This window comes from Micromonospora sp. DH14 (assembly GCF_029809455.1).
GTDB lineage: Bacteria > Actinomycetota > Actinomycetes > Mycobacteriales > Micromonosporaceae > Micromonospora > Micromonospora parva.
On sequence record NZ_JARVKT010000014.1, the window covers coordinates 89,229 to 115,591 of the forward strand.

The 26,363-nt window shown below is 71.8% G+C and carries 21 protein-coding genes; 15 read left to right on the plus strand and 6 right to left on the minus strand.

The annotated features are described in order from the left end of the window. Positions 1-50: 50 nt before the first annotated feature. On the minus strand, positions 51-902 hold the full coding sequence (locus QCZ28_RS19580; protein WP_279518013.1) for a class A beta-lactamase-related serine hydrolase: 852 nt from the start codon (positions 900-902) through the stop codon (positions 51-53). Positions 903-1,014: 112 nt separating this feature from the next. Next, positions 1,015-2,883: a translational GTPase TypA gene (gene typA, locus QCZ28_RS19585; protein ID WP_279518014.1), complete on the minus strand. Its 1,869-nt coding sequence runs from the start codon at positions 2,881-2,883 to the stop codon at positions 1,015-1,017. A 133-nt stretch (positions 2,884-3,016) separates the two neighbouring features. Here typA and QCZ28_RS19590 point away from each other — a divergent pair, with 133 nt between their 5' ends. Next, the gene (locus tag QCZ28_RS19590) at positions 3,017-4,435 is read left to right on the plus strand and encodes a DedA family protein (RefSeq protein ID WP_279518015.1); all 1,419 of its coding nucleotides are present in this window, start codon (positions 3,017-3,019) and stop codon (positions 4,433-4,435) included. A 35-nt stretch (positions 4,436-4,470) separates the two neighbouring features. Further along, the gene (locus tag QCZ28_RS19595) at positions 4,471-5,343 is read left to right on the plus strand and encodes a lytic transglycosylase domain-containing protein (RefSeq protein ID WP_279518016.1); all 873 of its coding nucleotides are present in this window, start codon (positions 4,471-4,473) and stop codon (positions 5,341-5,343) included. A gap of 45 nt (positions 5,344-5,388) precedes the next feature. On the opposite strand, the gene QCZ28_RS19600 is transcribed toward QCZ28_RS19595, so the two are convergent. Next, complete coding sequence (locus QCZ28_RS19600; RefSeq protein WP_279518017.1) at positions 5,389-7,515, minus strand: efflux RND transporter permease subunit; 2,127 nt, start codon at positions 7,513-7,515, stop codon at positions 5,389-5,391. A gap of 123 nt (positions 7,516-7,638) precedes the next feature. Between QCZ28_RS19600 and QCZ28_RS19605 the strand changes: the two genes are divergently transcribed. The 5 genes from QCZ28_RS19605 (at position 7,639) to QCZ28_RS19625 (ending at position 12,825) form a co-directional block, all read left to right on the plus strand. Then, positions 7,639-8,154 carry a MarR family transcriptional regulator gene (locus tag QCZ28_RS19605; RefSeq protein ID WP_279518082.1) on the plus strand — a complete coding sequence of 172 codons (516 nt, stop codon included), beginning with the start codon at positions 7,639-7,641 and terminating at the stop codon, positions 8,152-8,154. Between the two features lie 2 nt (positions 8,155-8,156). Next, positions 8,157-9,836, plus strand: a complete 1,680-nt coding sequence (locus tag QCZ28_RS19610) for a CocE/NonD family hydrolase (RefSeq protein WP_279518018.1) — start codon at positions 8,157-8,159, stop codon at positions 9,834-9,836. Between the two features lie 157 nt (positions 9,837-9,993). Further along, on the plus strand, positions 9,994-10,866 hold the full coding sequence (locus QCZ28_RS19615) for a hypothetical protein (protein ID WP_279518019.1): 873 nt from the start codon (positions 9,994-9,996) through the stop codon (positions 10,864-10,866). A 106-nt stretch (positions 10,867-10,972) separates the two neighbouring features. Continuing rightward, positions 10,973-11,548, plus strand: a complete 576-nt coding sequence (locus tag QCZ28_RS19620) for a metalloregulator ArsR/SmtB family transcription factor (protein WP_279518020.1) — start codon at positions 10,973-10,975, stop codon at positions 11,546-11,548. Next, positions 11,545-12,825, plus strand: a complete 1,281-nt coding sequence (locus QCZ28_RS19625; protein WP_279518021.1) for an MFS transporter — start codon at positions 11,545-11,547, stop codon at positions 12,823-12,825. The genes QCZ28_RS19620 and QCZ28_RS19625 overlap by 4 nt, the downstream gene beginning before the upstream one ends. Before the next feature lie 48 nt (positions 12,826-12,873). Here QCZ28_RS19625 and QCZ28_RS19630 read toward each other — a convergent pair whose 3' ends face one another. Continuing rightward, positions 12,874-13,077, minus strand: coding sequence for a cold-shock protein (locus QCZ28_RS19630; RefSeq protein WP_007072071.1), 204 nt, complete (start codon positions 13,075-13,077; stop codon positions 12,874-12,876). Positions 13,078-13,258: 181 nt separating this feature from the next. Between QCZ28_RS19630 and QCZ28_RS19635 the strand changes: the two genes are divergently transcribed. Continuing rightward, positions 13,259-13,954, plus strand: coding sequence for a 50S ribosomal protein L11 methyltransferase (locus tag QCZ28_RS19635; RefSeq protein ID WP_279518083.1), 696 nt, complete (start codon positions 13,259-13,261; stop codon positions 13,952-13,954). Between the two features lie 102 nt (positions 13,955-14,056). Then, a complete protein-coding gene (locus QCZ28_RS19640; RefSeq protein WP_279518022.1) occupies positions 14,057-14,665 on the plus strand; it encodes a VTT domain-containing protein in 609 nt (202 codons plus the stop codon). Positions 14,666-14,800: 135 nt separating this feature from the next. On the opposite strand, the gene QCZ28_RS19645 is transcribed toward QCZ28_RS19640, so the two are convergent. Beyond that, positions 14,801-15,454: an MBL fold metallo-hydrolase gene (locus tag QCZ28_RS19645; RefSeq protein ID WP_279518023.1), complete on the minus strand. Its 654-nt coding sequence runs from the start codon at positions 15,452-15,454 to the stop codon at positions 14,801-14,803. A 7-nt stretch (positions 15,455-15,461) separates the two neighbouring features. Beyond that, complete coding sequence (locus QCZ28_RS19650) at positions 15,462-16,178, minus strand: maleylpyruvate isomerase family mycothiol-dependent enzyme (protein ID WP_279518024.1); 717 nt, start codon at positions 16,176-16,178, stop codon at positions 15,462-15,464. A 222-nt stretch (positions 16,179-16,400) separates the two neighbouring features. On the opposite strand from QCZ28_RS19650, the gene rsgA reads away from it, so the two are divergent. The 6 genes from rsgA (at position 16,401) to QCZ28_RS19680 (ending at position 26,341) form a co-directional block, all read left to right on the plus strand. Further along, positions 16,401-17,387 carry a ribosome small subunit-dependent GTPase A gene (rsgA, locus tag QCZ28_RS19655; RefSeq protein WP_279518025.1) on the plus strand — a complete coding sequence of 329 codons (987 nt, stop codon included), beginning with the start codon at positions 16,401-16,403 and terminating at the stop codon, positions 17,385-17,387. A 179-nt stretch (positions 17,388-17,566) separates the two neighbouring features. After that, positions 17,567-20,512: an excinuclease ABC subunit UvrA gene (gene uvrA, locus QCZ28_RS19660; protein ID WP_279518026.1), complete on the plus strand. Its 2,946-nt coding sequence runs from the start codon at positions 17,567-17,569 to the stop codon at positions 20,510-20,512. A 161-nt stretch (positions 20,513-20,673) separates the two neighbouring features. Further along, positions 20,674-21,159: a Rieske (2Fe-2S) protein gene (locus QCZ28_RS19665; protein WP_279518027.1), complete on the plus strand. Its 486-nt coding sequence runs from the start codon at positions 20,674-20,676 to the stop codon at positions 21,157-21,159. 204 nt (positions 21,160-21,363) lie between these two features. Continuing rightward, entirely contained in the window at positions 21,364-23,352 is a 1,989-nt protein-coding gene (gene uvrC, locus QCZ28_RS19670; RefSeq protein WP_279518028.1) for an excinuclease ABC subunit UvrC, read from the plus strand. 1,044 nt (positions 23,353-24,396) lie between these two features. Beyond that, positions 24,397-25,059 (plus strand): C39 family peptidase, encoded by a 663-nt coding sequence (locus QCZ28_RS19675; RefSeq protein WP_279518029.1) that lies wholly within the window; start codon positions 24,397-24,399, stop codon positions 25,057-25,059. Positions 25,060-25,225: 166 nt separating this feature from the next. Further along, complete coding sequence (locus QCZ28_RS19680) at positions 25,226-26,341, plus strand: FUSC family protein (RefSeq protein WP_279518030.1); 1,116 nt, start codon at positions 25,226-25,228, stop codon at positions 26,339-26,341. Positions 26,342-26,363 lie beyond the last annotated feature (22 nt).

Here is a 26,363-nt window from a genome sequence, read left to right on the forward strand (position 1 = left end):
CAGCCTAGCCGCAGTCGGCGGGTGTCGGTGCCGGCGCGGTGGGTGCCGGGTCAGAGGTGGTGGCGGACGGCCCAGACCTGCGCCGAGATGTGCGCGAGCAGCAGGCAGGCGTCGTCCTCCACCTGGTCGTCGCCGTCGGCCAGGTCGGTGGTGGTGCAGACGGCGATCAGGTACGGCGGTGCGTCGTCGGGCAGGACCACGCCGGCGCCGTGGCGGACGCCGCGTACCCAACCGTTCTTGTGCGCGATGCGGGTGCCCTCGGGCAGGCCGGCGGCGAGGTCCTCGCGGTGTTCCTGGGCGAGCAGCACGTCCAGCATGGTGGCGCACGCGGCCGGGGAGGCGAGTGGGCCGGGGGTGGTGGCCCCGGTGGCCAGCGCGCCGAGCAGGGCGGCCAGGTCGGCGGCGGTGACCGAGTTGGTGATGCCGGCGTCGCGGGCGGCGAAGTCCTCGATGCCGCGTCCGGTGACGCTGGTGCGGGCGCCGGCGAGCGCCCAGACCTCGGCGACGGCGGGCAGCCCGACGTGCCCGAGGACGAGGTTGGTGGCGAGGTTGCTGGAGCGCACGATCATCCGGTCGGCCAGCCAGCGCAGCGACGCGGTGGCGCCGAGGCGGTCCCAGACCGCGTCGTCGTTGTCGTAGGGCTGGGCACAGGCGAAGCGGGGTGCGCCGGGCTGGGCGGAGTCGAAGTCGTTGACGACCGGGACCGGGGCGTCCAGGTCCAGGGTGCCGGCTTCGGCGGCCCGGTGCAGTGCGGCGAGCACCGCCACCTTCATGGTGCTCGCGGCGTAGTGGGCGGCGTTCGCGTGGCGGGTCCAGGTCGGCGGGGCGTCGAGGCGCCCCACGTACGCGGAGACGGTGCCGGGCACCCGGTCCAGGTGGGCGTCGAGATCATCCCAGGTCATGCCGGTGACCGTAGCGGATCACGGGTGGGTGGACTCGCGTACCCGTCGGGGGAAGACGACGGGCGCGCCGGCCGCGAGCGGCCGACGCGCCCGGTGTCGGGTGCGGGTGGGGTCAGCTGGCGTGCTTGCGGCGGGCGGCGGCGCGGCCCCGCTGCTGCTGGTCGAGCACCACCTTGCGGATGCGCACCGCGGTCGGGGTGACCTCGACGCACTCGTCCTCGCGGCAGAACTCCAGGGCCTGCTCCAGGGAGAGCTTGCGCGGCGGGATCAGCTTCTCGGTCTCGTCGGAGGTGGACGCCCGCATGTTGGTGAGCTTCTTCTCCTTGGTGATGTTGACGTCCATGTCGTCGGAGCGGGAGTTCTCCCCGACGATCATGCCCTCGTACACCTCGGTGGTGGGCTCGACGAACAGCTGGCCGCGCTCCTGCAGGTTGATCATCGCGAAGGCGGTGACCACGCCGGACCGGTCGGCGACCAGCGAACCGTTGTTGCGGGTGCGCAGCTCGCCGAACCACGGCTCGTACGACTCGAAGACGTGGTGCAGGATGCCGGTGCCCCGGGTGTCGGTGAGGAACTCGGTGCGGAAGCCGATCAGGCCGCGCGCCGGCACCAGCCACTCCATCCGGATCCAGCCGGTGCCGTGGTTGACCAGTTGCTCCATCCGGCCCTTGCGGGTGGCGAGAAGCTGGGTGATCGCGCCGAGGTACTCCTCGGGGGCGTCGATGGTCAGCCGCTCGACCGGCTCGCAGGTCTTGCCGTCGATCTCCCGGGTGACCACCTGCGGCTTGCCGACGGTCAGCTCGTAGCTCTCCCGGCGCATCTGCTCGACCAGGATGGCCAGCGCCAGCTCGCCGCGGCCCTGCACCTCCCAGGCGTCCGGCCGCTCGGTGGGCAGGACCCGCAGCGACACGTTGCCGATCAGTTCCTTGTCCAGGCGGTCCTTGACCATCCGGGCGGTGACCTTGGAGCCCTTGACCCGGCCGACCAGCGGCGAGGTGTTGGTGCCGATGGTCATCGAGATGGCCGGCTCGTCGACGGTGATCAGCGGCAGCGCCACCGGGTTCTCCACGTCGGCGAGGGTCTCACCGATCATGATCTCCGGGATGCCGGCGACGGCGATGATGTCGCCCGGGCCGGCGGTCTCGGCCGGCTTACGCTCCAGGCCCTCGGTCATCAGCATCTCGGAGATGCGGACCCGCTGGGTGCTGCCGTCGGTGCGGCACCAGGCCACCGTCTGACCCTTGCTGATGGTGCCCTGGCGGACCCGGCACAGCGCCAGCCGGCCCAGGAACGGCGACGCGTCGAGGTTGGTGACGTGCGCCTGCAGCGGGGCGTCGTCCTCGTATGCGGGAGCCGGGATGGTGTCCAGCAGGGTGCGGAACAGTGGCTCCAGGGAGTCGCTGTCGTCGGGCACCGAGCCGTCGGCCGGCTGGGTCAGCGAGGCGATTCCGTCGCGGGCGCATGCGTAGACGATCGGGAAGTCGATCTGCTCCTCGTCGGCGTCCAGGTCGAGGAAGAGCTCGTAGGTGTCGTCCACGACCTCCTTGATCCGCGCGTCCGGACGGTCCACCTTGTTGATCACGAGGATGATCGGCATCCGGGCCCGCAGGGCCTTGCGCAGCACGAAGCGGGTCTGCGGCAGCGGGCCCTCGCTGGCGTCGACGAGCAGCACCACACCGTCGACCATGGTCAGGCCGCGCTCCACCTCGCCGCCGAAGTCGGCGTGGCCGGGGGTGTCGATGATGTTGATGGTGACCGGGTCGGAGCCGTCCGCCGGCAGGTACCGCACGCCGGTGTTCTTGGCCAGGATCGTGATGCCCTTTTCCCGCTCCAGGTCCCCGGAGTCCATCACCCGCTCGGTGTTCTCGCCGCGTGCGCCGTACGCGCCGGCCTGCCGCAACATGGCATCGACCAGGGTGGTCTTGCCGTGGTCGACGTGAGCGATGATGGCGACGTTGCGGAGGTCGGTGCGAAGCTGCATACCCTCTATCCTTCCGCCTGCGCTCGCGCAGGCTGCGTCGGGGTCACCCCCAGGTGCCCCTGATCTATGGTGAAACCGCTGTGCCGGTGGTTCCCCCGGCTGGCATGCTGACTCCCGTGTCCCGGGGGCCTGAGTGCACGACCTGCTGACCTGGGTGCAGGGTCTGCCCACCCTGTGGATCTACCTGGTCGCCGCGCTGATCGTGGCGGGCGAGACCGCGGTGATCTTCGGCCTGCTCGTGCCGGGTGAGGCTACCCTGCTGCTGGTCGGCTTCCTCACCTACAACGGTACCTTGCGGCTCGGGCCGGCGTTGCTCGCGATGATCGCCGCGGCGGTTGTCGGCGATGGGCTGGCCTTTCGCGCCGGGCGGCGGTACGGCCCCCGGCTGCGCGCCGGGCTCGGTCACCGGGTCGGGCCGCAGCGGTGGGCCCGCGCCGACGCCATGCTCGCCCGCCTCGGTGGGCGGGGGGTGTTCGCCGCCCGGTGGGTGGCTTTCGCCCGCACCCTGGTGCCTCGGCTGGCCGGTGCGGCCGGCATGCCGTACCGGCGGTTCGCCCTGTGGAACCTGGCCGGGGTGGTGACCTGGGTGGGTGGCTCCGTGCTGCTCGGTCATCTCGCCGGTGAGTCGTACGACACGGTCTCCCGGCTGCTCGGCCGGGCCACCGGGGTGGCGTTCCTGCTGCTGGCCGGCCTGCTGGGGGTGGTGCTCGTCGGCCGGTGGCTGGGTCGTAACCCCGATCCGGTGCGTGCGCTGCTGTCGCGGGCGGGCGGGTTGCCCCCGGTGCGGTGGCTCACCGCCCGCTACGGGGTGCTGTTCTTCCTGGTGGCGATGCGGATCGGCCCGGCCTGGACGCTGCTGCTCAATCTGGCTGCCGGGCTCCTGCTGCTCTTCGCCGCCGGGCTCGCCATCGCCGGTCTGCTCGCGGTGGCGGTCCGCAACTCCGGGCTTGCCGCACTGGATGGTGCCATCGCCGGGTGGTTCGCCGCCCGACGTACCCCGGACGCCGCCGAGGCCACGCTGGTCGTGGTGTCGGTGGTGCGCGGGTCGGTGCTGATCCTGTTGGTGGCGCTGGTGGCGGCGGGACTGGCGTGGCGCAACCGGCCCTGGCGGGCGGATCTGCTCAGCGTGGTCGGCACTGTCGGCGCGTTCGTACCGCTGGTGGTGCTGGCCGTGGTGGCCGAGCTGACCGGCCCGGACGGGGGCGCCCCGGGCAGCGGCGAGGTCGCCCCGCTGTCGACCCAGAGCGCCGTGGTCGCGGCGAGCTTCTGCACCCTGGCCTGGCTGGTGTCACGCAGCGCCCGCTGGCCGGTTGCCGTGGCCGCCTGGACGGCCGCCGCGGCCGGGGTGCTGGGGATCGGCGGCGCGCGGCTCTACCTCGGCCTGGACACGGCGAGCGGGGCCGCGGCGGCGGTGCTGCTCGGGGTGCTGTGGACGGTGGTGTTCGTGGTCGCCTGGGCGACCCGGGACCGGGCGGTGGGGGAGCGAACGCCGCCGGTGGACCAGCCCCGGTCGCCGTCGCAGGGGCACCGCCGCCCGGTCGAGCCTTGTTAGGGTGCGGCGACGGTCACAGCGGGGGAGGCAGCGGGATGGTTCGACAGACACACCGGCTGGTCGGCGCGGCGCTCGCCGGGCTGTTGCTGACCGGGTTGGTGGGCTGTGCCGGCAACGGGCAGAGCCCCGAGTCCCTTGCCGCGCCGGTCGCCGTCAGCGACGAGCCGACCGATGCCCCGTCCGACGAGGTCAGCGCGGAGCCGAGCCCGTCGGTGAGCGCGGTGGAGTCGATGGGCGCCGCGCCGAGTCGCAGCGCGACCCCGACGCCGAAGCCGTCGAAGAAGCCGACCCGTACGGCGCCGAAGCCGCGTCCGGTGGCGAAGCCGCCCACCGAGACCGAGGTGCCGCCGGCGCCACCGAAGCCGGCACCGACGTCCTGCAAGCCGACCTACAAGGGCACCCAGGCGTCGCGGTCCGAGGTGAAGGCGGCGCTGACCGACGCGGCCAACCGCACCTACTGGCCGGTCTCCGCGCCGGACATCAAGATCCCGCTCACCCTGCTCAAGGCCACCGCGTGGCAGGAGAGCGGCTGGCAGTCCAACATCTACGCCTGCGACGGTGGGGTCGGGCTGATGCAGGTGATGCCGGACACCGCGGGCTGGATGAACCAGCGGTTCGAGAAGAGCTACAAGATCGACGCCTACCGGGACAACGCCTACCTCGGCGCCACCTATCTGGCCTGGGCGACGAAGTACATCGGCGACATGTACTTCGAGTCCGACTTCCGCCTCGACCCGGCGCTGTGCACCAGCGAGCTGAATTCCTGCCTGCTCAACGCGGTCATCGCCGCCTACAACTTCGGGCACGGCGCGGTGGCGCAGGAGGGCAAGCCACTGGCCATCCCCAACCCGTCGTACGTGCGCAACGTGCGGGCGTTGATGAACGAGTGCGTCTGCCTGGATTACTGACGACGTCGGGGCCGTGCCTGATCCGGCACGGCCCCGACGCTTCGGTCAGTCGTGTGCGGCGACCGGCTCGGGCGACGGCACGGTGCCCTGCGCCTGGTCCTTCGTGATCCGGCCGGGCCACCAGAAGCGGTCACCGAGCAGGAACGCCAGCGCCGGCACCAGGACCGTGCGGACCAGCAGGGTGTCGAGCAGGACGCCGATGCAGACGATGATGCCGATCTGGGTCAGGGTGATCAGCGGCAGCACGCCGAGCACGGCGAAGACCGCGGCGAGCAGCACTCCGGCGCTGGTGATCACACCGCCGGTGACCCGCAGGGCGGAGAGCATCCCGGCGCGGGTGCCGGCGCTGCGGGCGTCCTCCCGGGCCCTGGTGACCAGGAAGATGTTGTAGTCCACCCCGAGCGCCACCAGGAACACGAAGGCGAGCAGCAGCACCCCGCTGTCCAGGGCGGGGAAGCCCAGCACATGGTCGAAGAGCAGCCAGGCCGCGCCGAGGCTGGCGAAGAACGACGCGATCACGGTGAGCACCAGCAGCAGCGGTGCGAGCAGGCCGCGCAGCAGGAGCACGAGCACACCGCCGACCAGCAGCAGGATGATCGGCAGGATGAGTCGCAGATCCCGGTCGTTGGCCTCGTCGGAGTCGTAGGTGGCGGCCACGGAGCCACCGACGATCGCCCCGGACGGGGTGTCGCCGCCGACGCTGGCCGGCGGCGCGGAGCCGGGAACGGCGGCGACGGCCTCGCGCAGCGCCTCGATCGCCCGGTCCGAGGCGGTGGTGCCGGGTTCGGCGTCGAGGACCACGTCGACCTGGGCGACAGCGTCGCCCGCGTCGCCGGGGCGTGCCGAGGCGACACCGGGTACCGCGCTGGCGGCGTCGGTGACCGCCCGCACCGCCGCCGGGGTGGTGATCACGGCGACGGGTTGGGTGCTTCCGGCGGGGAAGGCCCTCGCCAGGGTCTGCGCCCCGGTCACCGCCTCCGGTTCGGCCCGGAACTGTTCGGTCTCGGACAGGCCGGTACGGATGCCGAGCCCACCCAGCGCCAACGCGCCGAGCAGCACGGTGGCCAGGGTCGCGACCACCACCGGACGACGCTCCACGGCCGCGCCGAGCCGACCCCAGAGCCGACCCTCGCGCGCCGGGCCGCCGACGCGGGGGACGAACGGCCAGAACAGCCCGCGACCGAAGAGCACCAGCACGGCGGGGAGCACGAACAGGGCCGAGAGCATGGCGAAGACCACACCGGTGGCGCAGGCCACGGCCAGTGCCCGGTTGGTCTCCTGTTCGCTGAGCAGCAGGGTGAGGACGCCGAGCACGACGGTGCCGCCGCTGGCGAGGATGGGCTCCGCGGTGCGGCGCAGCGCGGCGCGCATCGCCCTGAACCGGTCCTCCTCGCGGCGCAACTCCTCCCGGTAGCGGGCGATGAGCAGCAGCGCGTAGTCGGTGGCGGCGCCGAAGACCAGCACGCTGGCGATGCCGGTGACCTGACCCTGCTGGAGGTTGATGCCGACACCCGGCACGATGACGTCCACCGCGCGCAGGGTGAGCTGCTCGGTCGCGGCGACCACGACCAGCGGCACGATCCACAGGAACGGGCTGCGGTAGGTGATCAGCAGCAGCACCGCGACCACTGCTGCGGTCACCGCGAGCAGGGTGATGTCGGCGCCGTCGAACACCGAGGACAGGTCGGCGGTGAACGCCGGTGAACCGGTCACGTCGACGGTCAGCCCGTCGGGCAGGTCCGCCAGCGCGGCGCGTACCTGGTCGACCTGTCCGACGACCTCGTCCTGGCCGCCGGCGATGCTGAGCGGCACGGCGACCAGCGCCACGGTGCCGTCCGGGGAGACCTGCGGTGGGCTGACCCGCCCGCCCACCGCCAGGCGGCTCAGGTCGCCGGAGCGCGCGGTGACGGCGCCCCGGTCGGCCTCGGTCAGCGCGCCCCCGTCGTCGCGGCTGACCACCGCGATGGCCGGCTGGACCTCGCTGGACGGGAGTTGGTCCTGCAGGCGTTCCACCTGGGTCGACTGCCACCGCGCGGAGAGGCCACTGGCGGAGACCGGCGCCGGGTTGTCCGGCTGGGGGAGCCCGAAGACGGCCGCGCCGACGACGATCGCGGCGGCCACGGTGAGCCAGGCGGCCAACCGGCCGCGGGCGACTCTGGTGAAGACGGACATCAGCTGACCCCAAATTATTTCGAGTGCCAAGTATCTTGACTATCGAGATTATCGGCGGCTGTTCTATGCTGCAACCCGAGGGACGACGACGGGGAGAAGCGGCACGCGGTGGCGACTCACGGCATGTACCGGCGGCGCGAGACGCGCCGCGAAAAGCTGGTCGCGGAGATCACCAACAACCTGCGGCGGTACGCGGTGGACGCCCAGCAGGTGAGTCACGCGTTCGCCAACCTGCACGGCCTCAACCCGACCGACCTGAACGCCCTGCTCGCGGTGATGGACGCGGAGCTGCTGGGCGACCCGATCACACCCGGCCGCCTCGGTGAACAGCTCAACCTCTCCTCCGGCTCGGTGACCGCCCTGATCGACCGGCTGGAGCGGGCCGGCCACATCCGCCGGGACCGCGACACCGTCGACCGGCGCAAGGTCCTGCTGCACTACGCCCACCAGGGCATGACCCTGGCCAGGGAGTTCTTCCGGCCGCTGGGCGAGCGCACCGACACGGTGATGGACCGCTTCAGCGAGGACGAGCTGGCGGTGGTGCACCGGTTCATGGCGGAGATGAGCGAGTCGCTGCGGTCACACCGCGACGCGGTGCGCGCCGCCCGGCCCGAGTCGCCCCGCCGCCCGACGGGGTGACCGTGCCGGACCGGCTCGTCACCCGCCTCGCCAGCGCCGCGCTGCGGCTGCCACCGACCCGCCCCGGCCCGGTGCGGGTCACCCGTGACCTTCCGGTGCGCACCCGCGACGGCGTGGTGCTGCGCACCGACCACTACGCCCCGGGCCACCACGGCGCGCCGACCGTGCTGATCCGCACCCCCTACGGGCGGGGCGGACCGCTGCGGTTGCTCGGTCGGCTGCTCGCCGCACGGGGCCGACACGCGGTGATCCAGTCGTGCCGGGGCACCGGCGGGTCCGGTGGGACGTTCGCCCCGCTGGTGCACGAGCGCGACGACGGCGCGGACACCCTGCACTGGCTGCGCCGCCAACCCTGGTGGTCCGGTCAACTCGGCATGTTCGGGGTCAGCTACCAGGGCTTCGCGCAGTGGGCGCTGGCCGCCGACGCCGGCGAGGAACTGCGCGCGATGGTCGCGGTGGTGACCGCCTCGGCCACCCGGGACTCGACGTACGCGGGGGAGTCCTTCGCCCTGGACAGCGTACTGACCTGGGCGGAGCTGCTGCACGCGCAGACCGTGCCGTGGCTGGCCCGGCAGTGGGAGCTCAAACGCGGGCAGCCCCGGCTGGCCGCCGCGCTGGCGCACCTCCCCCTGGCCGACGCCGACCGGGTGGCCACCGGGGTGAGAATCCCGTTCTTCCAGGAGTGGCTGCGCCACCACACCCCGCAGGCCGCGTACTGGCGGACCCGGGTCTTCGCCGACCAGGTCGCGAAGGTGCGGGCGCCGGTCGTGATGGTCACCGGCTGGCACGACATCTTCCTGCCCGCCCAGCTCGACGACCACGCCGTGCTGCGCGCCGCCGGCACACCGTCGCGCCTGGTGATCGGCCCGTGGACGCACGGCAGCCCCGGACTGTTCGTGGCCGCGCTGCGCGAGGGGTTGGCGTGGCTCGACGAACACCTGCCGCAAACGCCTCGACCGGGCGGACGGGCGCGGCCCGAGGTGGCGCCCGTGCGGCTGTACGTCAGCGGCGCCGGTGGCGGGTGGCGGGACCTGCCGGACTGGCCACCACCGGCGGTCGAGACCGCCTGGCACCTGCAACCCGGTGGCGAGCTGGCGGCGCGCCCACCGGTCGCGTCGACACCGGACCGGTTCCGCTACGACCCCGCCGACCCCACCCCGTCGCTGGGCGGGCCACTGCTCGTCGCCCAGCGGTCCGGCCCGGTGGACAACCGGCCCGTCGAGGCCCGCCCCGACGTGCTGACCTACACCAGCGCCCCGCTGACCGGCCCGGTCGAGGTGATCGGCCCGGTCCGCGCCGAGATCCACGTCCGCAGCGACCTGCCCTACCTGGACGTCTTCGTTCGGCTGTGCGACGTGGACCGCAAGGGTCGTTCGTGGAACGTGTGCGACGGCCTGGTGCGGGTCACCCCCGAGCGCTTCCCGCCCGATCCCACCGGGGCGCTGCGGGTTCCGGTGCCGCTGTGGCCGACCGCGTACCGGTTCGCCGCCGGGCACCGACTGCGGGTGCAGGTCTCCGGTGGCGCCCATCCACGGTGGGCCCGCAACCCCGGAACCGGGGAACCCCTCGGCACGGCGGTGACGCTGCGTGCCGGCTGGCGGCAGATTCTGCACGACCCGGTTCACCCCTCGGCGGTGGTGCTGCCGATCGTCCACTCTGCTCCACCGCAATCTCCAATCTGAACAGACCCCCTCTGAGCTGGTCGTTTGCCGAAAACGCGGGCTATGGTGGAGTCAACGCCCGGCGCCGTGCACCAGTAGGCCGGGCTCGCTCGAAGCCCAGCACCGCGTACGCGGTGTGACGTCGTGCCCGGTCCTCGCCTCTCGAAAGGGGGACCTCATGACTCGGGCCCCGGCTAACCTTCTGGCCGTCCGAAGCCTGCTCCTCACTCACCTCGACAACGCCCCCGGCCCAGACGATCTGGATCCGGGTGAGGTCGGCATCGTCGGCGACTCGGCCCACCGGGGCGGCTACCACTGCGGATCGGACCGGGTGGTCGTCAACGACTACTCGGTGGTCGAGTCACCCCGTGACCGGGCCGGGCTGACCCTCGACGCGGCGGCGCTGGACGTCGGCCAGTTCGACGTCCGCTCCGGCGGTCGCACGAACACCCTGGCCAGCTTCTCGGTCTGGTGCGTCGCGCAGTGCGCCGCGAACGCCGCCGACACCCGGGACATCCGGGAGATCATCTACAGCCCGGATGGCAGCACGGTGAAGCGGTGGGACCGCCTCGGCAAGCGCACCAGCGGCGACAGCTCGCACCGCTGGCACACCCACTTCAGCTTCTTCCGCGACGCCATCAAGGCGGGCCGCGACCAGCGGCCCCTGTTCCGCCGCTACCTCAGCTCCATCGGACTCCTGGAGGACGACATGACCCCCGAAGAACACAACTGGCTGGCCACCGTCCACAAGAACCTCACTGTGCTGGATGGCCGCAACCCGGTCGGGCAGATCTACACCCGGATGGCGATGGGTGAGGATGCCACGGTTCCGAACTTCACCTCGGCGCACCCCACGCTGCGGTCGATCGGTGCCCAGCTCAGCGCGTTGCAGACGGCGCTGACCGCGCTGTCGAACCGGGACTTCACCGACGAGCCGGCGATCGTGGCGGGCGTGCTGGCCTCGCTGACGCCGGAGAAGATCGCCGCGGCCATCCCGCCGAACATGGCCAAGCAGGTCGCCGACGAGCTGGCCCGCCGGCTGGTCGCCTGAGCGAGGGGTGGCCCGGGACGCCGGGCCGCACCTCCGGCAGAATTCAGCAACGAACATTGAGCAATAGTCATTGCGCAACAGATGTTGCGGATGTGACGATGGCGTCATGGAACGCTCCGACGTACGCCAGGTCACCGACTCCCGGGTGCTGGCCGCCATGTCCCACCCGCTGCGCCGCCGGTTGATGGACGTGCTCAAGGTCCACGGGCCCTCCACCGTCGGCCTGCTCGCCGAGCGCACCGACCAGGCCCCCGCCAACGTCAGCCACCACCTCAAGGTCCTCGCCGCCGCGGACCTGGTCACCGAGGCGCCCGAGTTGGCCCGCGACCGGCGCGAACGATGGTGGCGCCTGGTCACCCGAGGGCTGCGCTGGTCCAACACCGACTTCGACACCGACCCGGCCTCCCGCGCGGTCGCCGACGCCGCCACCTCCCTCAACCTGGACCGGCACGTCGCCCTGGCCCGGGCCTGGCACGCCGCCGACGAGACCACCCAGGCCAGCTGGAACGACGCGCCGTTCTCCACCGACCACTGGCTGCGCCTCACTCCCGAGGAACTGGCCGAGCTGAGCCGCGAGATGATCGGCGTCCTCGCCCGCTGGGCCGACCGGGACCTACCCGACGACGACGCCGACCGGCGGCCGGTCTTCGTGTTCGTCCACGGCGTACCGGCCCGACCGTGACCACCGCCACCCGCGGCGACCGCACCGACGTGCGGCCGACCGGAGGGCTGCTGCGGCACCGCGACTTCCGGCTGCTCTGGGCCGGGCAGGCGGTCAGCAGCGTCGGCAGCAACGTCACCACTGTCGCGTTGCCCCTGGTCGCGGTCGCCGTCCTCGACGCCGGCACCTTCCAGGTGGCGGTGCTCACCGCCGCGGCCTGGCTGCCCTGGCTGCTGATCGGCCTGCCGGCCGGCGCGTGGGTCGACCGGCTGCCCCGCCGACCGGTCATGGTGGTCTGCGACCTGCTCTGCGCGGCGGCCTTCCTCAGCGTGCCGCTGGCCGCCCTGCTGGACCGGCTCACCGTCGGGCAACTGCTGGTGGTCGCCCTCGGCGCGGGCGCCGCGCGGGTCTTCTTCGAAACCGCCGACCAGGTCTACCTGCCGGTGCTGCTCCGACCCGAGCAACTGCCGGAGGGCAACGCCAAGCTCCAGGCGACCCAGACCGTGAGCTACGTCGTCGGCCCCGGCCTCGCCGGCCTGATCGCCCAACTCATCGGTGCCGTCGCGGCGCTGGTGCTGGACGCGCTCACGTTCCTGCTGTCCGCGGTGTTCCTGCTCCGCATCCGCACCCGTGAACCCCGGGTCCGCCGCGCGCAGCGATCCCGCTCGCTGCGCCGCGACATCACCGAGGGGCTGCGCTTCGTCATCCGCGACCCGTACCTGCGGGTGCTCACCGTCTTCGGCGCGGCCAGCAACATCGGGCTGACCGGCTACCAGGCTGTCCTGGTGGTCTTCCTGGTCCGCGAACTGCGACTCGAGCCCGGCCTGGTGGGCGGGCTCGTCGGGGTGATGAGCGCCGGTGGGATCATCGGCGCGCTGTTCGCCACCACGGTGGCCCGCCGCTGCGGCACCGCGCGGGCGCTGCTGGTCGCGGCGGCGCTCACCGGCCCACCCGCGCTGCTCATCCCGCTCGCCGCACCCGGCATCGGACTGGCCTGGCCGGCGCTCGGCGGCCTGCTGATCGGCCTCGGGGTGGCCATCGGCAACGTGGTCAAGGGCGCCTTCCGGCAGACCTACACGCCGCACCACCTGCTGGGCCGGGTGACGGTGAGCATGCACCTGCTCAACTACGGCACGATCCCGCTGGCGGCCGTGCTGGCCGGTGCGATCGGCGCACGTTACGGCGTCCAGACGGCAATTGTCGGAATGACCGCCTGGTTGGCGCTCACCCCGTTGATTCTGTTGGTGGGACCGATCCGGAGGCGGCGGGACCTGCCCGCCGCCCCGGCGTCGTCTTGAGTGCGCTGCGACGGCGGCCGGAGACCGGCCGCCGTCACCGGCACGGAGCTACATCGGGCGGACGTTGTCCGCCTGCGGACCCTTCTGCCCCTGGGTCACCTCGAACTCGACCTTCTGGCCCTCGTTGAGCTCCCGGTAGCCGCTCGTCGCGATGGCGGAGTAGTGGACGAACACGTCCGGCCCTCCACCGTCCTGCTCGATGAAGCCGAAGCCCTTTTCCGAGTTGAACCACTTAACCGTGCCGGTTGCCATGCATCTCTCCCTGTTCAAAGCGGCTGACCCTCGGCCTCTGGCCGATGATCGCCCGTACCTGTTCGACAGTAACGGGCAAAACCCCGATCCGCTGGCCGAAGTGCCGTAGGTCTTCGAGCGAACTCGGGTGAACTCTGCGCGGCGGACCGCGAAAGTCGCCCCGACCAACCGCCGCTGGGGCATGCTTGCGCCGATGAGGGGTGCCGAAGCCGACGCGCTGACCGAGCTGGAACGCGAGGTCGGCACGCCCGGTTCCGGTCTGGACAGACTCCGGTTGATGCCCACCCCGTTCGTCCCCGAGGTGCGGCTGCACCTGGCCGAGGACGCGATCGTCTGGTGGGCCCGGATGGAGGCCACCGCCGGGCACGCGCTGCCGGCGCCGTACTGGGCGTCCGCCTGGGCCGGCGGGCAGGCCCTGGCCCGCCACCTCCTGGACCACCCCGATCTGGTCGCCGGTCGCCGGGTGCTCGACCTCGCCGCCGGGTCCGGGCTGGTGGCCATCGCCGCCGCGCTGGCCGGCGCCGCGGAGGTCATCGCCAACGACATCGACCCGTACGCCGTCGCCGCCGTCACCCTCAATGCGCGGGCCAACCACGTCGCTGTCGACGCCACCGGGGACGACCTGCTCGACAGCACCGAGCCGAAGGCCGACCTGGTGGTCGCCGGGGACGTCTTCTACGACCGCGCGATGGCCGACCGGATGCTGCCCTTCCTGCAACGGACCGCCGCCGCCGGCGCCGACGTGCTGGTCGGCGACCCCGGCCGCGGACACCTACCGGCGGACCGTCTGGCCGTGCTGGCCGACTACCCGGTGCCCACCACCGAACCCTCCGTCGACTCGTCGCTGCGTCACGTGCAGGTGCTGCGCCCCGCCTGAGGCGGAACCACCGACTCAGGGACGACCCCGAGTCGGATACCAGGGGTCACTGGGGGCTACGACCCGATGTCCGAAGTGGCGCGGCGGCCATAGCGTCGACGCATGACGCAATGGGTGGCCCAGATCGGAGAACTACCGGTTCTGCTGCTGATGGGCGCGCTCGGGCTCGTCATGCTCTTCGACGCCGTACCCCTGCTGGGTGTCCTCATCCCTGGCGACGTCGCGATCCTCGCCGCCGTCGGGGTCGGCCGCCCGAGCACCGGGCTGGCCACCTTCGCCGCGGTGCTGGTCGGCTGCCTGGCCGGCTGGTCGCTGAGCTTCCTGATCGGCCGTCGCTACTCCGACCGGCTGCGCCGCAGCCGCGTCGGCGGCTGGATCGGCGAGCCCCGCTGGGCCGCGGCGGAAGGCATCCTGCGCCGCGGCGGCGGTCGGATGATGGTCGTCGCGCCGTTCCTGCCCGTCTTCAACGCGCTGCTGCCACTGGCCGCCGGCGGGCTGCGGATGTCGTACCGTCGATTTCTCGGCTGCGCGACGCTCGGCGCGGCCGCCTGGGCCGGTCTCTACCTGGCCCTGGGCACCGTGGCGCGGTCGGTGGTCGGGCTGCTGCCGGGCAGCCCCAGTCCGCTGCTGCTCACCATGGGGGTCGGGCTGGTGCTGGCCTCCGTCGCGTTGCTGGGGGCGCGGCGGCGGTTGTTCTCCGTCGTTGGCTGAGCGCTTGCTTCTCTGGGGGGAGTGGGGCTCGGGGCCGGGTTGCGGTGGGTGGGGGCGGGGGTGCCGCCTACGACGGTGGGGTGTTGATCTTGTTGGTTCTCGGTCGGCGGTTGGTGATCCCTTTTGAGGGTGGGGTTACCAGCCTCGGGCTTTCCACTGGGGGAGGGCGGGGCGTTCGGCGCCCAACGTGCTGTCCTTGCCGTGGCCCGGGTAGAACCAGGTGTCGTCCGGCAGCTTGTCGAACAGCTTCCGCTCGACGTCGCCGATCAGCGCCGCGAACCGTTCCGGGTCCTTGTCGGTGTTGCCGACGCCACCGGGGAAGAGACTGTCGCCGGTGAACAGGTGCGGGGTGCCGGCCGGGTCGCGGTAGAGCAGCGCGATCGAACCCGGGGTGTGCCCCTCGATGTGGATGACCTCTAGCGCGCAGTTGCCGACCGCCACGGTGTCGCCGTCGGCCAGCCGCTCCGCCTCGATCGGCAGGCCCGCCGCGTCGTCGCCGTGCACCAGCGCCCGGGCGCCGGTCTTGGCGACGACCTCCTCCAGTGCCACCCAGTGATCCATGTGCTGATGGGTCGTCACCACGGCGGCGAGCCCACCGTCGCCGATCAGGTCGAGCAGCCGGGGCGCCTCGTTGGCGGCGTCGATCAGCACCTGGTCACCGGTGGCCGTGCAGCGCAGCAGGTAGGCGTTGTTGTCCATCGGGCCCACCGACAGCTTGCTGATGGTCAGCCCGGCCAACTCCCGAACCGCGGGTGCGCCGCCGTTCGTGACGTCTCCGTTGTATGTCATGACGTTTCTATATCCATTCCGGTGGAGTAGGCAGGGGACCGTCGGGGGTGACGGAGAGCGGGGCGCCGTCGGCACGGCCGATCAGCCAGGCGGCGAGGTCGGGGGCCGGACCGGCGACGACCGGGGCGCCGACCCGCTCCCCGATCACCACCTCGTGCTCGCTGCCGTCGAGGCGGAGCACCATCGACGGGGGCGTCGGACCGGTGCCGTGATGGCTGGCCGCCTCGCGCAGCAGTCGGTGGGCGAACGCCTCCGACCAGTCCGTGGCCCGGTAGTCGGCGGCCAGGTCGAGGTGGTGCACCTCGATCTCCCGGAGCCGACCCCAGACCAGCAGCGCGGCCGGCCACGGGCCCTTACGCGCCTGCACCGTCGCCGCCCACGCCTCGGCGGGCATCGCCGCGACCGCCTCGGCGAACAGGTCCGCGGTGCGGCGCAGGTCGTCCAGGTGCGCGGCCGGTGGTCGGCCCGAACCGGCTTCGATGTCCGCCGTGCGGGCCTCCAACGAGGCGTACATCGGCAGGGCCTGCCCGGTGCGGGCCGCGGTGAGCAGGTTGACGAAGCCGTCGGCGTTGCGCGCCACGTGCGCCAGCACGTGGCCGCGCGTCCAGCCCGGCAGCAGCGACGCGGCAGCCAGGTCCGCGGCGTCGAAGGACGCGGCGGTACGGAGTAGTCGGCTGGTGGCCGCGTCCACCTCGCCCATCAGCAGCAGCGGATCCGTGGTCACCCGTCGACCCTAGCGGTCCGCCGTCGCGGCGTCGCCGGGGAAATCGCTTTCGGCGCGTCGGCGCACGACCTACCGTCAGCGGCAGACGCGGCACCGGGACATCGGACGGAGGTGGTTGATCATGCCGGACGTGGCACGCGTGTTCCGCCATCACCAGCTTCGACACCGATGAGGATGCTATGACGATCGATCTGACCGCCCTCGGCGTCCCAGCCGGGCCGGGTGGCCCGGGTGGACCGTGGGGTCTGCACGGTGCTCACCACCGTCGGCCCGGTCCGGGCCAGCCTGGGCGGGGCGGTGCTGACCGTCGCCGCGCGGGACCCGTCCGCGCTGCCCTGCGCCGGGGACTGGGTGCTGCTCACCCACTGGCCGGACCGCCGGGTCACCGTGGAGGCGGTACTGCCCCGGCGGGGCGCGCTGATCCGGCGTACCGCCGGCAAGGACGCCAGCGGTCAGGTGCTGGCCGCCAACCTCGACGCCGCCGCCGTGGTGGAGCCGGTGCACCCCGAGCCGGACGTGGGTCGGATCGAGCGGCTGCTCTCCCTGGCCCACGAGTCCGGCGCCCGGCCCCTGGTCGTACTGACCAAGGCGGACCTCGCGGCCGACCCGGGCGCGCTGGCCCGCCAGCTGGCCGCTGTCGCCCCCGGGGTGCCGGTGCTGCCGGTCAGCGCCGAACGTGGCCTCGGGCTGGACCCGCTGCGCGCCGAGGTGGCCCCCGGTCGCACGCTCGGCCTGCTCGGCCCGTCCGGTGCCGGCAAGTCGAGCCTGGTCAACGCCCTCGTCGGGGCGGTGATGATGCCCACCCAGGCGATCCGGCGGGTGGACGGCAAGGGCCGGCACACCACCACCTGGCGGGCTCTCGTGCCCGTCCCCGGCGGGGGTGCGGTGATCGACACGCCCGGCGTGCGGGCGGTCGGTCTGCTGGATGGCGCGGCCGGGCTCGACCGGGCGTTCGCCGACATCGCCGGGCTGGCCGAGGGCTGCCGGTACGCCGACTGCGGCCACGACGGCGAGCCGGCCTGCGCGGTCCGGGAGGCGCTGCACACCGGTGAGCTCTCCACCCGTCGGTGGGAGAGTTGGCGGCGGCTGCAGGGTGAGGTGGCCCACGAGAGTCGACGGCGGGAGGCGCGGGTGGCGGCGGAGCGGCGTGGCGGGTGGCGTTCGGCCCGACGCCGAGCCAGTCGCCCGCCGCTGCCCGGGGGCTACTGACCGGGGTCCGTCGGCGGGCGGCCGACCGGGCTGAGCTGGGGGAATGTGCGGGCGAGGGAAACTGTCGTACCTCGGGGCTAAAGTTGCCGAGGCGTGTTTTCCGCGCCCGCACGACCGCTCAAGAGCACCCAGAGCGGGACACATCCTTCGCTTCATCTTCTCCCGGGAGTACACGCACTGTGGCCGACCGACTGATCATCCGTGGCGCGCGCGAGCACAACCTGCGTGACGTCAGTCTCGACCTGCCCCGGGACGCACTCATCGTGTTCACCGGGCTGTCCGGGTCGGGCAAGTCGAGCCTGGCCTTCGATACGATCTTCGCCGAGGGGCAGCGCCGCTACGTCGAGTCGCTCTCCTCGTACGCCCGGCAGTTCCTCGGCCAGATGGACAAGCCGGACGTCGACTTCATCGAGGGCCTGAGCCCGGCCGTCTCGATCGACCAGAAGTCCACCTCGCGTAACCCGCGTTCGACGGTTGGCACCATCACCGAGGTCTACGACTACCTCCGCCTGCTCTACGCCCGCATCGGTGAGCCGCACTGCCCGGTCTGCGGCGAGCGCATCTCCCGGCAGAGCCCGCAGCAGATCGTCGACCGGGTCCTCGCCATGGCCGAGGGCACCAAGTTCATGGTGCTCGCCCCGGTGATCCGTGGCCGCAAGGGTGAATACGTCGACCTCTTCGCCGAGCTGCAGGCCAAGGGCTACGCCCGGGCCCGGGTCGACGGCGTGGTGCACCCGCTGACCGAGCCGCCGAAGCTCAAGAAGCAGGAGAAGCACACCATCGAGGTGGTGATCGACCGGCTCACCGTCAAGCCGAGCGCCAAGCAGCGGCTGACCGATTCGGTCGAGGCCGCGCTGGGGCTGTCCAGTGGCCTGGTCCTGCTCGACTTCGTCGACCTGCCGGAAGACGACCCGGACCGCGAGCGCCGCTACTCCGAGCACCTGGCCTGCCCCAACGACCACCCGCTGGCCATCGAGGATCTCGAGCCCCGGGTCTTCTCCTTCAACGCGCCGTACGGCGCCTGCCCGGAGTGCACCGGCCTGGGCACCAAGAAGGAGGTCGACCCGGAGCTGCTGGTCCCCGACCCGGAGCGCAGCCTCCGCGAGGGCGCCATCCAGCCCTGGTCCACCGGGCACAACCTGGAATACTTCCTGCGCCTGCTGGAGGCGCTCGGCGAGGCTCAGCACTTCGACATCGACACCCCGTGGCGGGCGTTGCCGGCGCGGGCGCAGAAGACGATCCTGCACGGCTCCGACGACCAGGTGCACGTGCGGTACCGCAACAAGTACGGCCGTGAGCGCTCCTACTACACCGGCTTCGAGGGCGTGGTGCAGTGGATCGAGCGCCGGCACTCCGACACCGAGTCCGAGTGGTCCCGCGACAAGTACGAGGGCTACATGCGCGACGTGCCGTGCGCGGCGTGCGGCGGTGCCCGACTCAAGCCCGAGGTGCTCGCTGTCACGCTGGCCGGCAAGAGCATCGCCGAGGTCTGCAACCTGTCCGTGGGGGAGTGCGCCGACCTGCTCGCCGGCATCGAGCTGACCGACCGGCAGAAGATGATCGCCGAGCGGGTCCTCAAGGAGATCAACGCCCGGCTGCGGTTCCTGCTGGACGTCGGCCTGGACTACCTCTCCCTGGACCGCCCGGCCGGCACGCTCTCCGGCGGTGAGGCACAGCGCATCCGGCTGGCCACCCAGATCGGCTCCGGCCTGGTGGGCGTGCTCTACGTGCTCGACGAGCCGTCGATCGGGCTGCACCAGCGCGACAACCACCGGCTGATCGAGACCCTGATCCGGTTGCGCGGGCTGGGCAACACGCTGATCGTGGTCGAGCACGACGAGGACACCATCCGCGTCGCCGACTGGATCGTCGACATCGGGCCCGGCGCCGGTGAGCACGGCGGCAAGATCGTGCACAGCGGCTCGGTGCCCGCGCTGCTGAAGAACAAAGAGTCGATCACCGGGGCGTACCTGTCCGGTCGTCGGTCGATCCCGACGCCGACGGGCCGCCGCCCGCAGGATCCGGCCCGTGAGCTGGTGGTGCACGGCGCACGGGAGCACAACCTGCGTAACCTGACCGTCTCGTTCCCACTGGGTCAGCTGATCGCCGTCACCGGGGTCAGCGGCTCGGGCAAGTCGACGCTGGTCAACGACATCCTGTACGCGGTTCTCGCCAACCAGATCAACGGCGCCCGGCTGGTGCCCGGCCGGCACACCCGGGTCTCCGGCCTGGAGCACGTCGACAAGGTCGTCGGCGTGGACCAGTCGCCCATCGGCCGTACGCCGCGCTCCAACCCGGCCACCTACACCGGGGTCTGGGACCACGTCCGCAAGCTCTTCGCCGAGACCACCGAGGCCAAGGTACGCGGGTACGGCCCGGGGCGGTTCTCCTTCAACGTCAAGGGCGGGCGCTGCGAGGCGTGCTCGGGTGACGGCACCATCAAGATCGAGATGAACTTCCTCCCCGACGTGTACGTCCCCTGCGAGGTCTGCAAGGGCGCCCGGTACAACCGGGAGACCCTGGAGGTGCACTACAAGGGCAAGACCGTCTCGGACGTGCTGGAGATGCCGATCGAGGAGGCCGCCGAGTTCTTCTCCGCCATCCCGGCCATCCACCGGCACCTGAAGACGCTCGTCGACGTCGGCCTGGGCTACGTCCGCCTCGGCCAGCCCGCGCCGACCCTCTCCGGTGGTGAGGCGCAGCGGGTCAAGCTCGCCTCCGAGCTGCAGAAGCGCTCCACCGGGCGGACGGTCTACGTGCTCGACGAGCCGACCACCGGTCTGCACTTCGAGGACATCCGCAAGCTGCTGATGGTGCTGGAAGGGCTGGTCGACAAGGGCAACACGGTGATCACCATCGAGCACAACCTCGACGTGATCAAGACCGCCGACTGGCTGATCGACATGGGTCCCGAGGGCGGCCACCGGGGCGGCACCGTGCTCGCCACCGGCACCCCCGAGGAGGTCGCCGAGGTGGCGGAGAGCCACACCGGCCAGTTCCTGCGCCAGGTGCTCAAGCTCGACGGTGCGGCCAAGGGTGCGGCTGCCGCCACCACCCGGGCCGCCAAGGCCAACGGCGCGACCAAGACGCGGGCCAGCCGTAAGGTGCCGGCCGGCGCGCGCTGATCTCTGTACGTGTTCGTCGGGCGGGGCGGGTCGGATGACGACCCGCCCCGCCCCATTTGCCGGGTCGGCCGGATGCCGCCATGAACCATCCGGCACAGTTGCGCGTGTGGAGAAGTGTGGCCGGCTTCCGACCGGCGCAGCGGGCTAGAGAGAGGCGAGGCATGAGTGACGATCAGGCGCTGACCGGTTCGGGTACCCAGACACGCCGTAACCTGCTCACCGGCGTCGGGGCGGTCGGCGCGGCCGTCGTCCTGGCTGCCTGCGGCAGCGACGACGGCGGCAGCGGCAGTGACGCACCCACCAGTGCGGGCCCCGCGGTGCCCAGCACCGGCGACGCCGGCGGCGGCGACCGGCAGAACGCCCAGTCGCTGGCCACGACCGCCGACATCCCGGTCGGTGGCGGCAAGATCCTCGCCGCCGAGGGAGTGGTCATCACCCAGCCCACGGCCGGCCAGTTCAAGGGCTTCAGCCCGATCTGTACGCACCAGAACTGCCCGGTGTCGAACATCGACGGCGGCACCATCAACTGCACCTGCCACGGCAGCAAGTTCTCGATCGAGGACGGCTCGGTGAAGGCCGGACCGGCCACGAAGCCCCTGCCGCCGAAGAACATCAAGGTCACCGGCGACCAGATCTCGCTGGCCTGACGGCGCCCGGGCCGGCCTGATCGTCGGGCTGGTCTGACGGCTGGGCCGCCGGGCTGGTCTGACGGCTGGGCCGGCGCCGCTTGATCGACTCGCCTTTCGGGAAGTCGGGGTGTCCGTGGCGTGCCGACACCCCGACCTCCCGGGACGCCGAGTGGATCACGCGCCTGCCGTGGGCTGTCGGTGCCGCGGACTAGGCTTGCTGGCGTGGCTGACCCCTCTACCTACCGCCCCGCACCCGGCACCATCCCGGAGCTACCGGGGGTCTACCGCTTCCGCGACGGCACCGGCCGGGTGATCTACGTCGGCAAGGCGCGCAATCTGCGCAGCCGGCTCAACTCCTACTTCGGCGACGTCTGGAACCTGCACGAGCGCACCCGTCAGATGGTCACCACCGCCGAGTCGGTGGACTGGATCACCGTCGGCACCGAGGTCGAGGCGCTCCAGCAGGAGTTCACCTGGATCAAGCAGTACGACCCGCGGTTCAACGTCCGCTACCGCGACGACAAGTCGTACCCCTATCTCGCCGTCACCCTCGACGAGGAGTACCCACGGCTGCAGGTGATGCGCGGCGCCAAGCGCAAGGGCGTGCGTTACTTCGGTCCGTATTCGCACGCCTGGGCGATCCGGGAGACCCTCGACCTGCTGCTGCGGGTGTTCCCCGCCCGGACCTGCTCTGCCGGCGTCTTCAAGCGGGCCGGTCAGGTCGGTCGTCCCTGCCTGCTCGGCTACATCGGCAAGTGCTCGGCCCCGTGCGTCGGCACCGTCTCCGCCGACGAACACCGGGCCATCGTCGACGGGTTCTGCGACTTCATGGCCGGGCGCACCGACACCATGGTCCGCAAGATCGAACGCGAGATGACCGAGGCGAGCGAGCAGCTCGAGTTCGAGCGGGCCGCCCGGCTGCGCGACGACGTGGCCGCGCTGCGCCGGGCCATGGAGAAGCAGACAGTGGTGCTGGGCGACGGCACCGACGCGGACGTGGTCGCGTTCGCCGACGACCCGCTCGAGGCGGCCGTGCAGGTCTTCCACGTCCGCGACGGCCGGGTCCGCGGCCAGCGCGGCTGGGTGGTGGAGAAGACCGAGGACCTGACCACCGGGGACCTGGTGCACCACTTCTGCACCCAGGTGTACGGCGGCGAGCACGGCGAAGCCGACGTGCCCCGCGAGCTGCTCGTGCCCGAGCTGCCAGCGGACGCCGACGCGCTCGCCGACTGGCTCTCCAGCCACCGGGGCAGTCGGGTGTCACTACGGGTGCCGCAGCGTGGCGACAAGCGCTCCCTGATGGAGACGGTGGAGCGCAACGCCAAGGACGCGCTGGCCCGGCACAAGCTGAAGCGCTCCGGTGACCTGACCACCCGGGGCAAGGCACTGGACGAGATCAGCGAGGCGCTGAGCATGAGCACGTCGCCGCTGCGCATCGAGTGTTTCGACATCTCGCAGATCCAGGGCACCGACGTGGTCGCCAGCATGGTGGTCTTCGAGGACGGGTTGCCCCGCAAGAGCGAATACCGGCGGTTCATCGTCCGGGGCGCCACCGACGACCTCTCCGCGATGTCCGAGGTGCTGCGCCGCCGCTTCGCCCGCTACCTGGACGCCAGGGCCGAGACGGGCGAGGTGGGCGTGGAGTCGGCCGACGACCCGGCCGCCCCACGAGACGCGGTCGAGCCGCAGGTCGGCGTCCTGATCGATCCGACCACCGGGCGGCCGCGCAAATTCGCGTACCCGCCGCAGCTGGTGGTCGTCGACGGCGGTGCCCCACAGGTCGCAGCCGCCGCGCAGGCACTGGCCGACCTGGGCATCGACGACGTGGCACTGTGCGGGCTGGCCAAGCGGCTGGAGGAGGTGTGGCTGCCGGACGACGAGTTCCCGGTCATCCTTCCGCGCACCTCGGAAGGGCTCTACCTGCTGCAACGGGTGCGTGACGAGGCCCACCGGTTCGCCATCACCTTCCACCGGCAACGCCGCTCGAAGCGGATGACCGAGTCGGCACTCGACCACGTGCCCGGCCTGGGGGAGGTCCGGCGCAAGGCGCTGTTGCGGCACTTCGGCTCGCTCAAGCGACTCTCGGCCGCAACTGTCGAAGAGATCACGGAGGTGCCGGGGGTCGGTCGGCGCACCGCCGAGGCGATCCTGGCCGCCCTCGACAAGGACACGAAGGCCGTCGACGGCGCGGAGGCGAAACCGAGCACCTGAGCACCATGGGCCGACCGGCCACGGCGCCCGAATGGCCCAGACCGGCTTGATCCACTCGGGTTTCATGATGTCGCGGTGTCCCCGGCACCGGGACACCGCAGTTTCATGAAACCCGAGTCGATCACGTGGTTCGTCCGCCGTGTGGGGGCTCAGCAGGCGGGCGGTTGTCCGGTTTGGGAGCCGATGTGGGCTGGTTGGGGCCACCCCGGATGGCCGCGCTGGTCCGGATGGCCGCGCTGGTCCGGATGGCCGCGCTGGTCTGGATGGCCGCGCTGGTCTGGATGGCCGCGCTGGTCTGGATGGCCGCGCTGGCCCGGATGGCCGCGCTGGCCCGGATGGCCGCGCTGGTCTGGATGGCCGCGCTGGTCTGGATGGCCGCGCTGGTCTGGATGGCCGCGCTGGTCCGGATGGCCGCGCGGCCAAGCGCCGGGCCGACAGCCCGGCGGCATAACCCGAGGGCGGGACCCGGGTTGGGGCCGATCCGGGCCGATTCGCCCTGGCCGCTCGTCGGCCCGGCCCCGGTCGGCGCGAACGGCGCAGATGGGCGTGATCCACTCGGGTTTCATGAAGTCGGGGCATCCCTGGCTCCGGGACACCGCGGTTTTCAGGAACCCGAGTCGATCACGCCGCGTTGGCCGTCGTGTCGGTTTGGCCGGTGGGCGGGGTGTCCGGTTTGGGTGGGGGTGTCGGGTGGTCGGGGCCACCGCGCGGGTGGAATCGGGGGCCGGGCCGGGTCGTTATACCTGGCAGATCACCGCGCCCCCGGCCGGCCGGTGGAGCAGCCGCCGGGAACACCCGCCGGGCCGCCCCGGTTACACCCCCTCGCACGGCCGAGCACCACCGGCCACCCCGGGTGGGCCGACCCCGCCAGGCCCAGGCACCACCACAGGGCCGGCGGAATGATCCGCCACCGCGAGCCGTTACACCCTGTCCCGACGCCGACCCCAGCGGGTCGCCGGGCCCCCCGCGAACGTCCCCGCACGGCCACACCCCCGCGTATTGAGTGCCCGTGCGGTTTCCCCCGATGCAGAGGAGCACGCCATCATGCGTACCGATCTGATCCGTAAGACCGCCCTGACCGCCGCCGGCCTCGCCTTCACCGGCGGCGCCATCGCCGGACCCGTCACCACCGCGTACGCCGCCCCGAACACCAGCAAGCCGGCGTCGCAGACCCAGACCGACCGCAAGGGCCACGGCGAGCGTCAACTCGGCGTGCGCTACGAAGCCCAGCCGAACTTCTACTACTGCGGCCCCGCCGCCACCCGCAACGCCCTCTCCGTCCAGGGCAAGGACATCAGCGTCGACGCCATGGCCAAGGAAATGGGCACCACCGAGGCCGGCACCAACTCCATCAACGACATCACCCCCGTCCTGAACAAGGAAACCGGTAAGAACGACGCCTACCGGTCGGTCGAAATCAGCACCCCGGCAGCCGACGCCAAGCAGACCGACACCCTGCGCGCCGACATCGTCCGCACCGTCGACGACGGCCGCGCCGTAGTCGCCAACATCGCCGGCACCACCACCGACACCGACGGCAACACCCACTCCTTCGAGGGCGGGCACTACATCAGCGTCGTCGGCTACCGCGACAACGGGAACGTGGTCACGATCGCCGACTCCGCCAACCCGGACACCGCCTCCTACGAAACCACCGTCGAGCACCTCGCCGACTGGATCGCCACCCGCGGCTACGCCACCAGCTGACCCCCAACACCAACACACAGCCGAAGGGCCGGACCCGAAAGGGTCCGGCCCTTCAGCGTCCAGTCTCAGCGCCACCGACACCGCATCAGATTGGGCATCTCTCGCACCCGACGCTCAGCGGCGTACGACGATCGTCAGAGAGCCCGTCGATGGTGGGAGGTGGGCGGTGCGCAGCAGACGTCGGGGGGCCCGGCCGGCCGAGACCGCGCTGCGGGAAAGCCGGGATGCCTACGAGCGTCTTCGCACATACCTCATCCTCGCGGTGCAGGCAGGTCTGGCCGCCGGTACGGCCTGGTTCATTGCGAGCGACGTGCTGCACAATCCGCAGCCACTGTTCGCACCCGCCGCCGCGGTCGGCACGATCGCAGCGGCCATGGGTCATCGAGCCAGGCGAACGGTGGAGCTTCTCGCCGGGGTAATACTGGGCGCACTCGTCGGAAATGGGATCATAGGGATCATCGGGGCAGGACCGATACAGACCGGCGTGGTCGTGGCGCTGGCCATCTCGACGGCGGCCGTGTTCCGCGGCACCGGCGCCGTCATGGTGCAGGCAGGAAGTACCGCCGTCCTGCTGGGAACGGTGTCTCCAGACCGGCCAGATCTGGGCGTGCCGCGGACGGCGAATGCGCTGGTAGGTGTCCTGGTGGCCATCGTCGTAGCCCTGCTGATCCTGCCACTCAATCCGGTGCGGATCGTGCACCGGGCCGCCGGCCCGACCGTCGATGCCATAGCCCGTGAATTGACCGCTACCGCCAACGCGTTGGCTCGACGCGATGTCAGGCAGGCCGAGGATGCGCTGCAACGGCTGCGGGTGGCGGAGGCGCAAAGGCGCAACATCACCGAGGTGATCGCCGCAGCATGTGAGGTCGCGCGTCTGTCTCCGTGGCGGAGACGGCGGCTGGGTATCGTGCGCCGCTACGCGCACTCGGCCGAGCACCTTGAACTCGCCTACGCCAGCAGCCGCGAGATGTCGCAGTGGGCCGTCTCGGCCATACGAGCCCGGGAGCCACTGCCGGTCGGCCTCTCACGAGCGATCGAGCACTTCGGCCAGGCGTTCAGGCTCGTGCATCGTGACTTCCTCGCCGGACGCGAGCCGGATGGTGCGCGGGAACGGGCCTTACGAGCGATCAACGACATCGACGAGGCGTCCGCCGAGGGAGTCGAGTCCTCCGGGGCCGTCGTCGTCTCGCAACTGCGCGTTGTCGTCAGTCAACTGCTCCAGATCTCCGGACTCCCTCAGAAAGTGGCGAATCAGCGTGCGGGCTTGAACGCCGACGTCTGACGAACACACCGACGGTTGGACT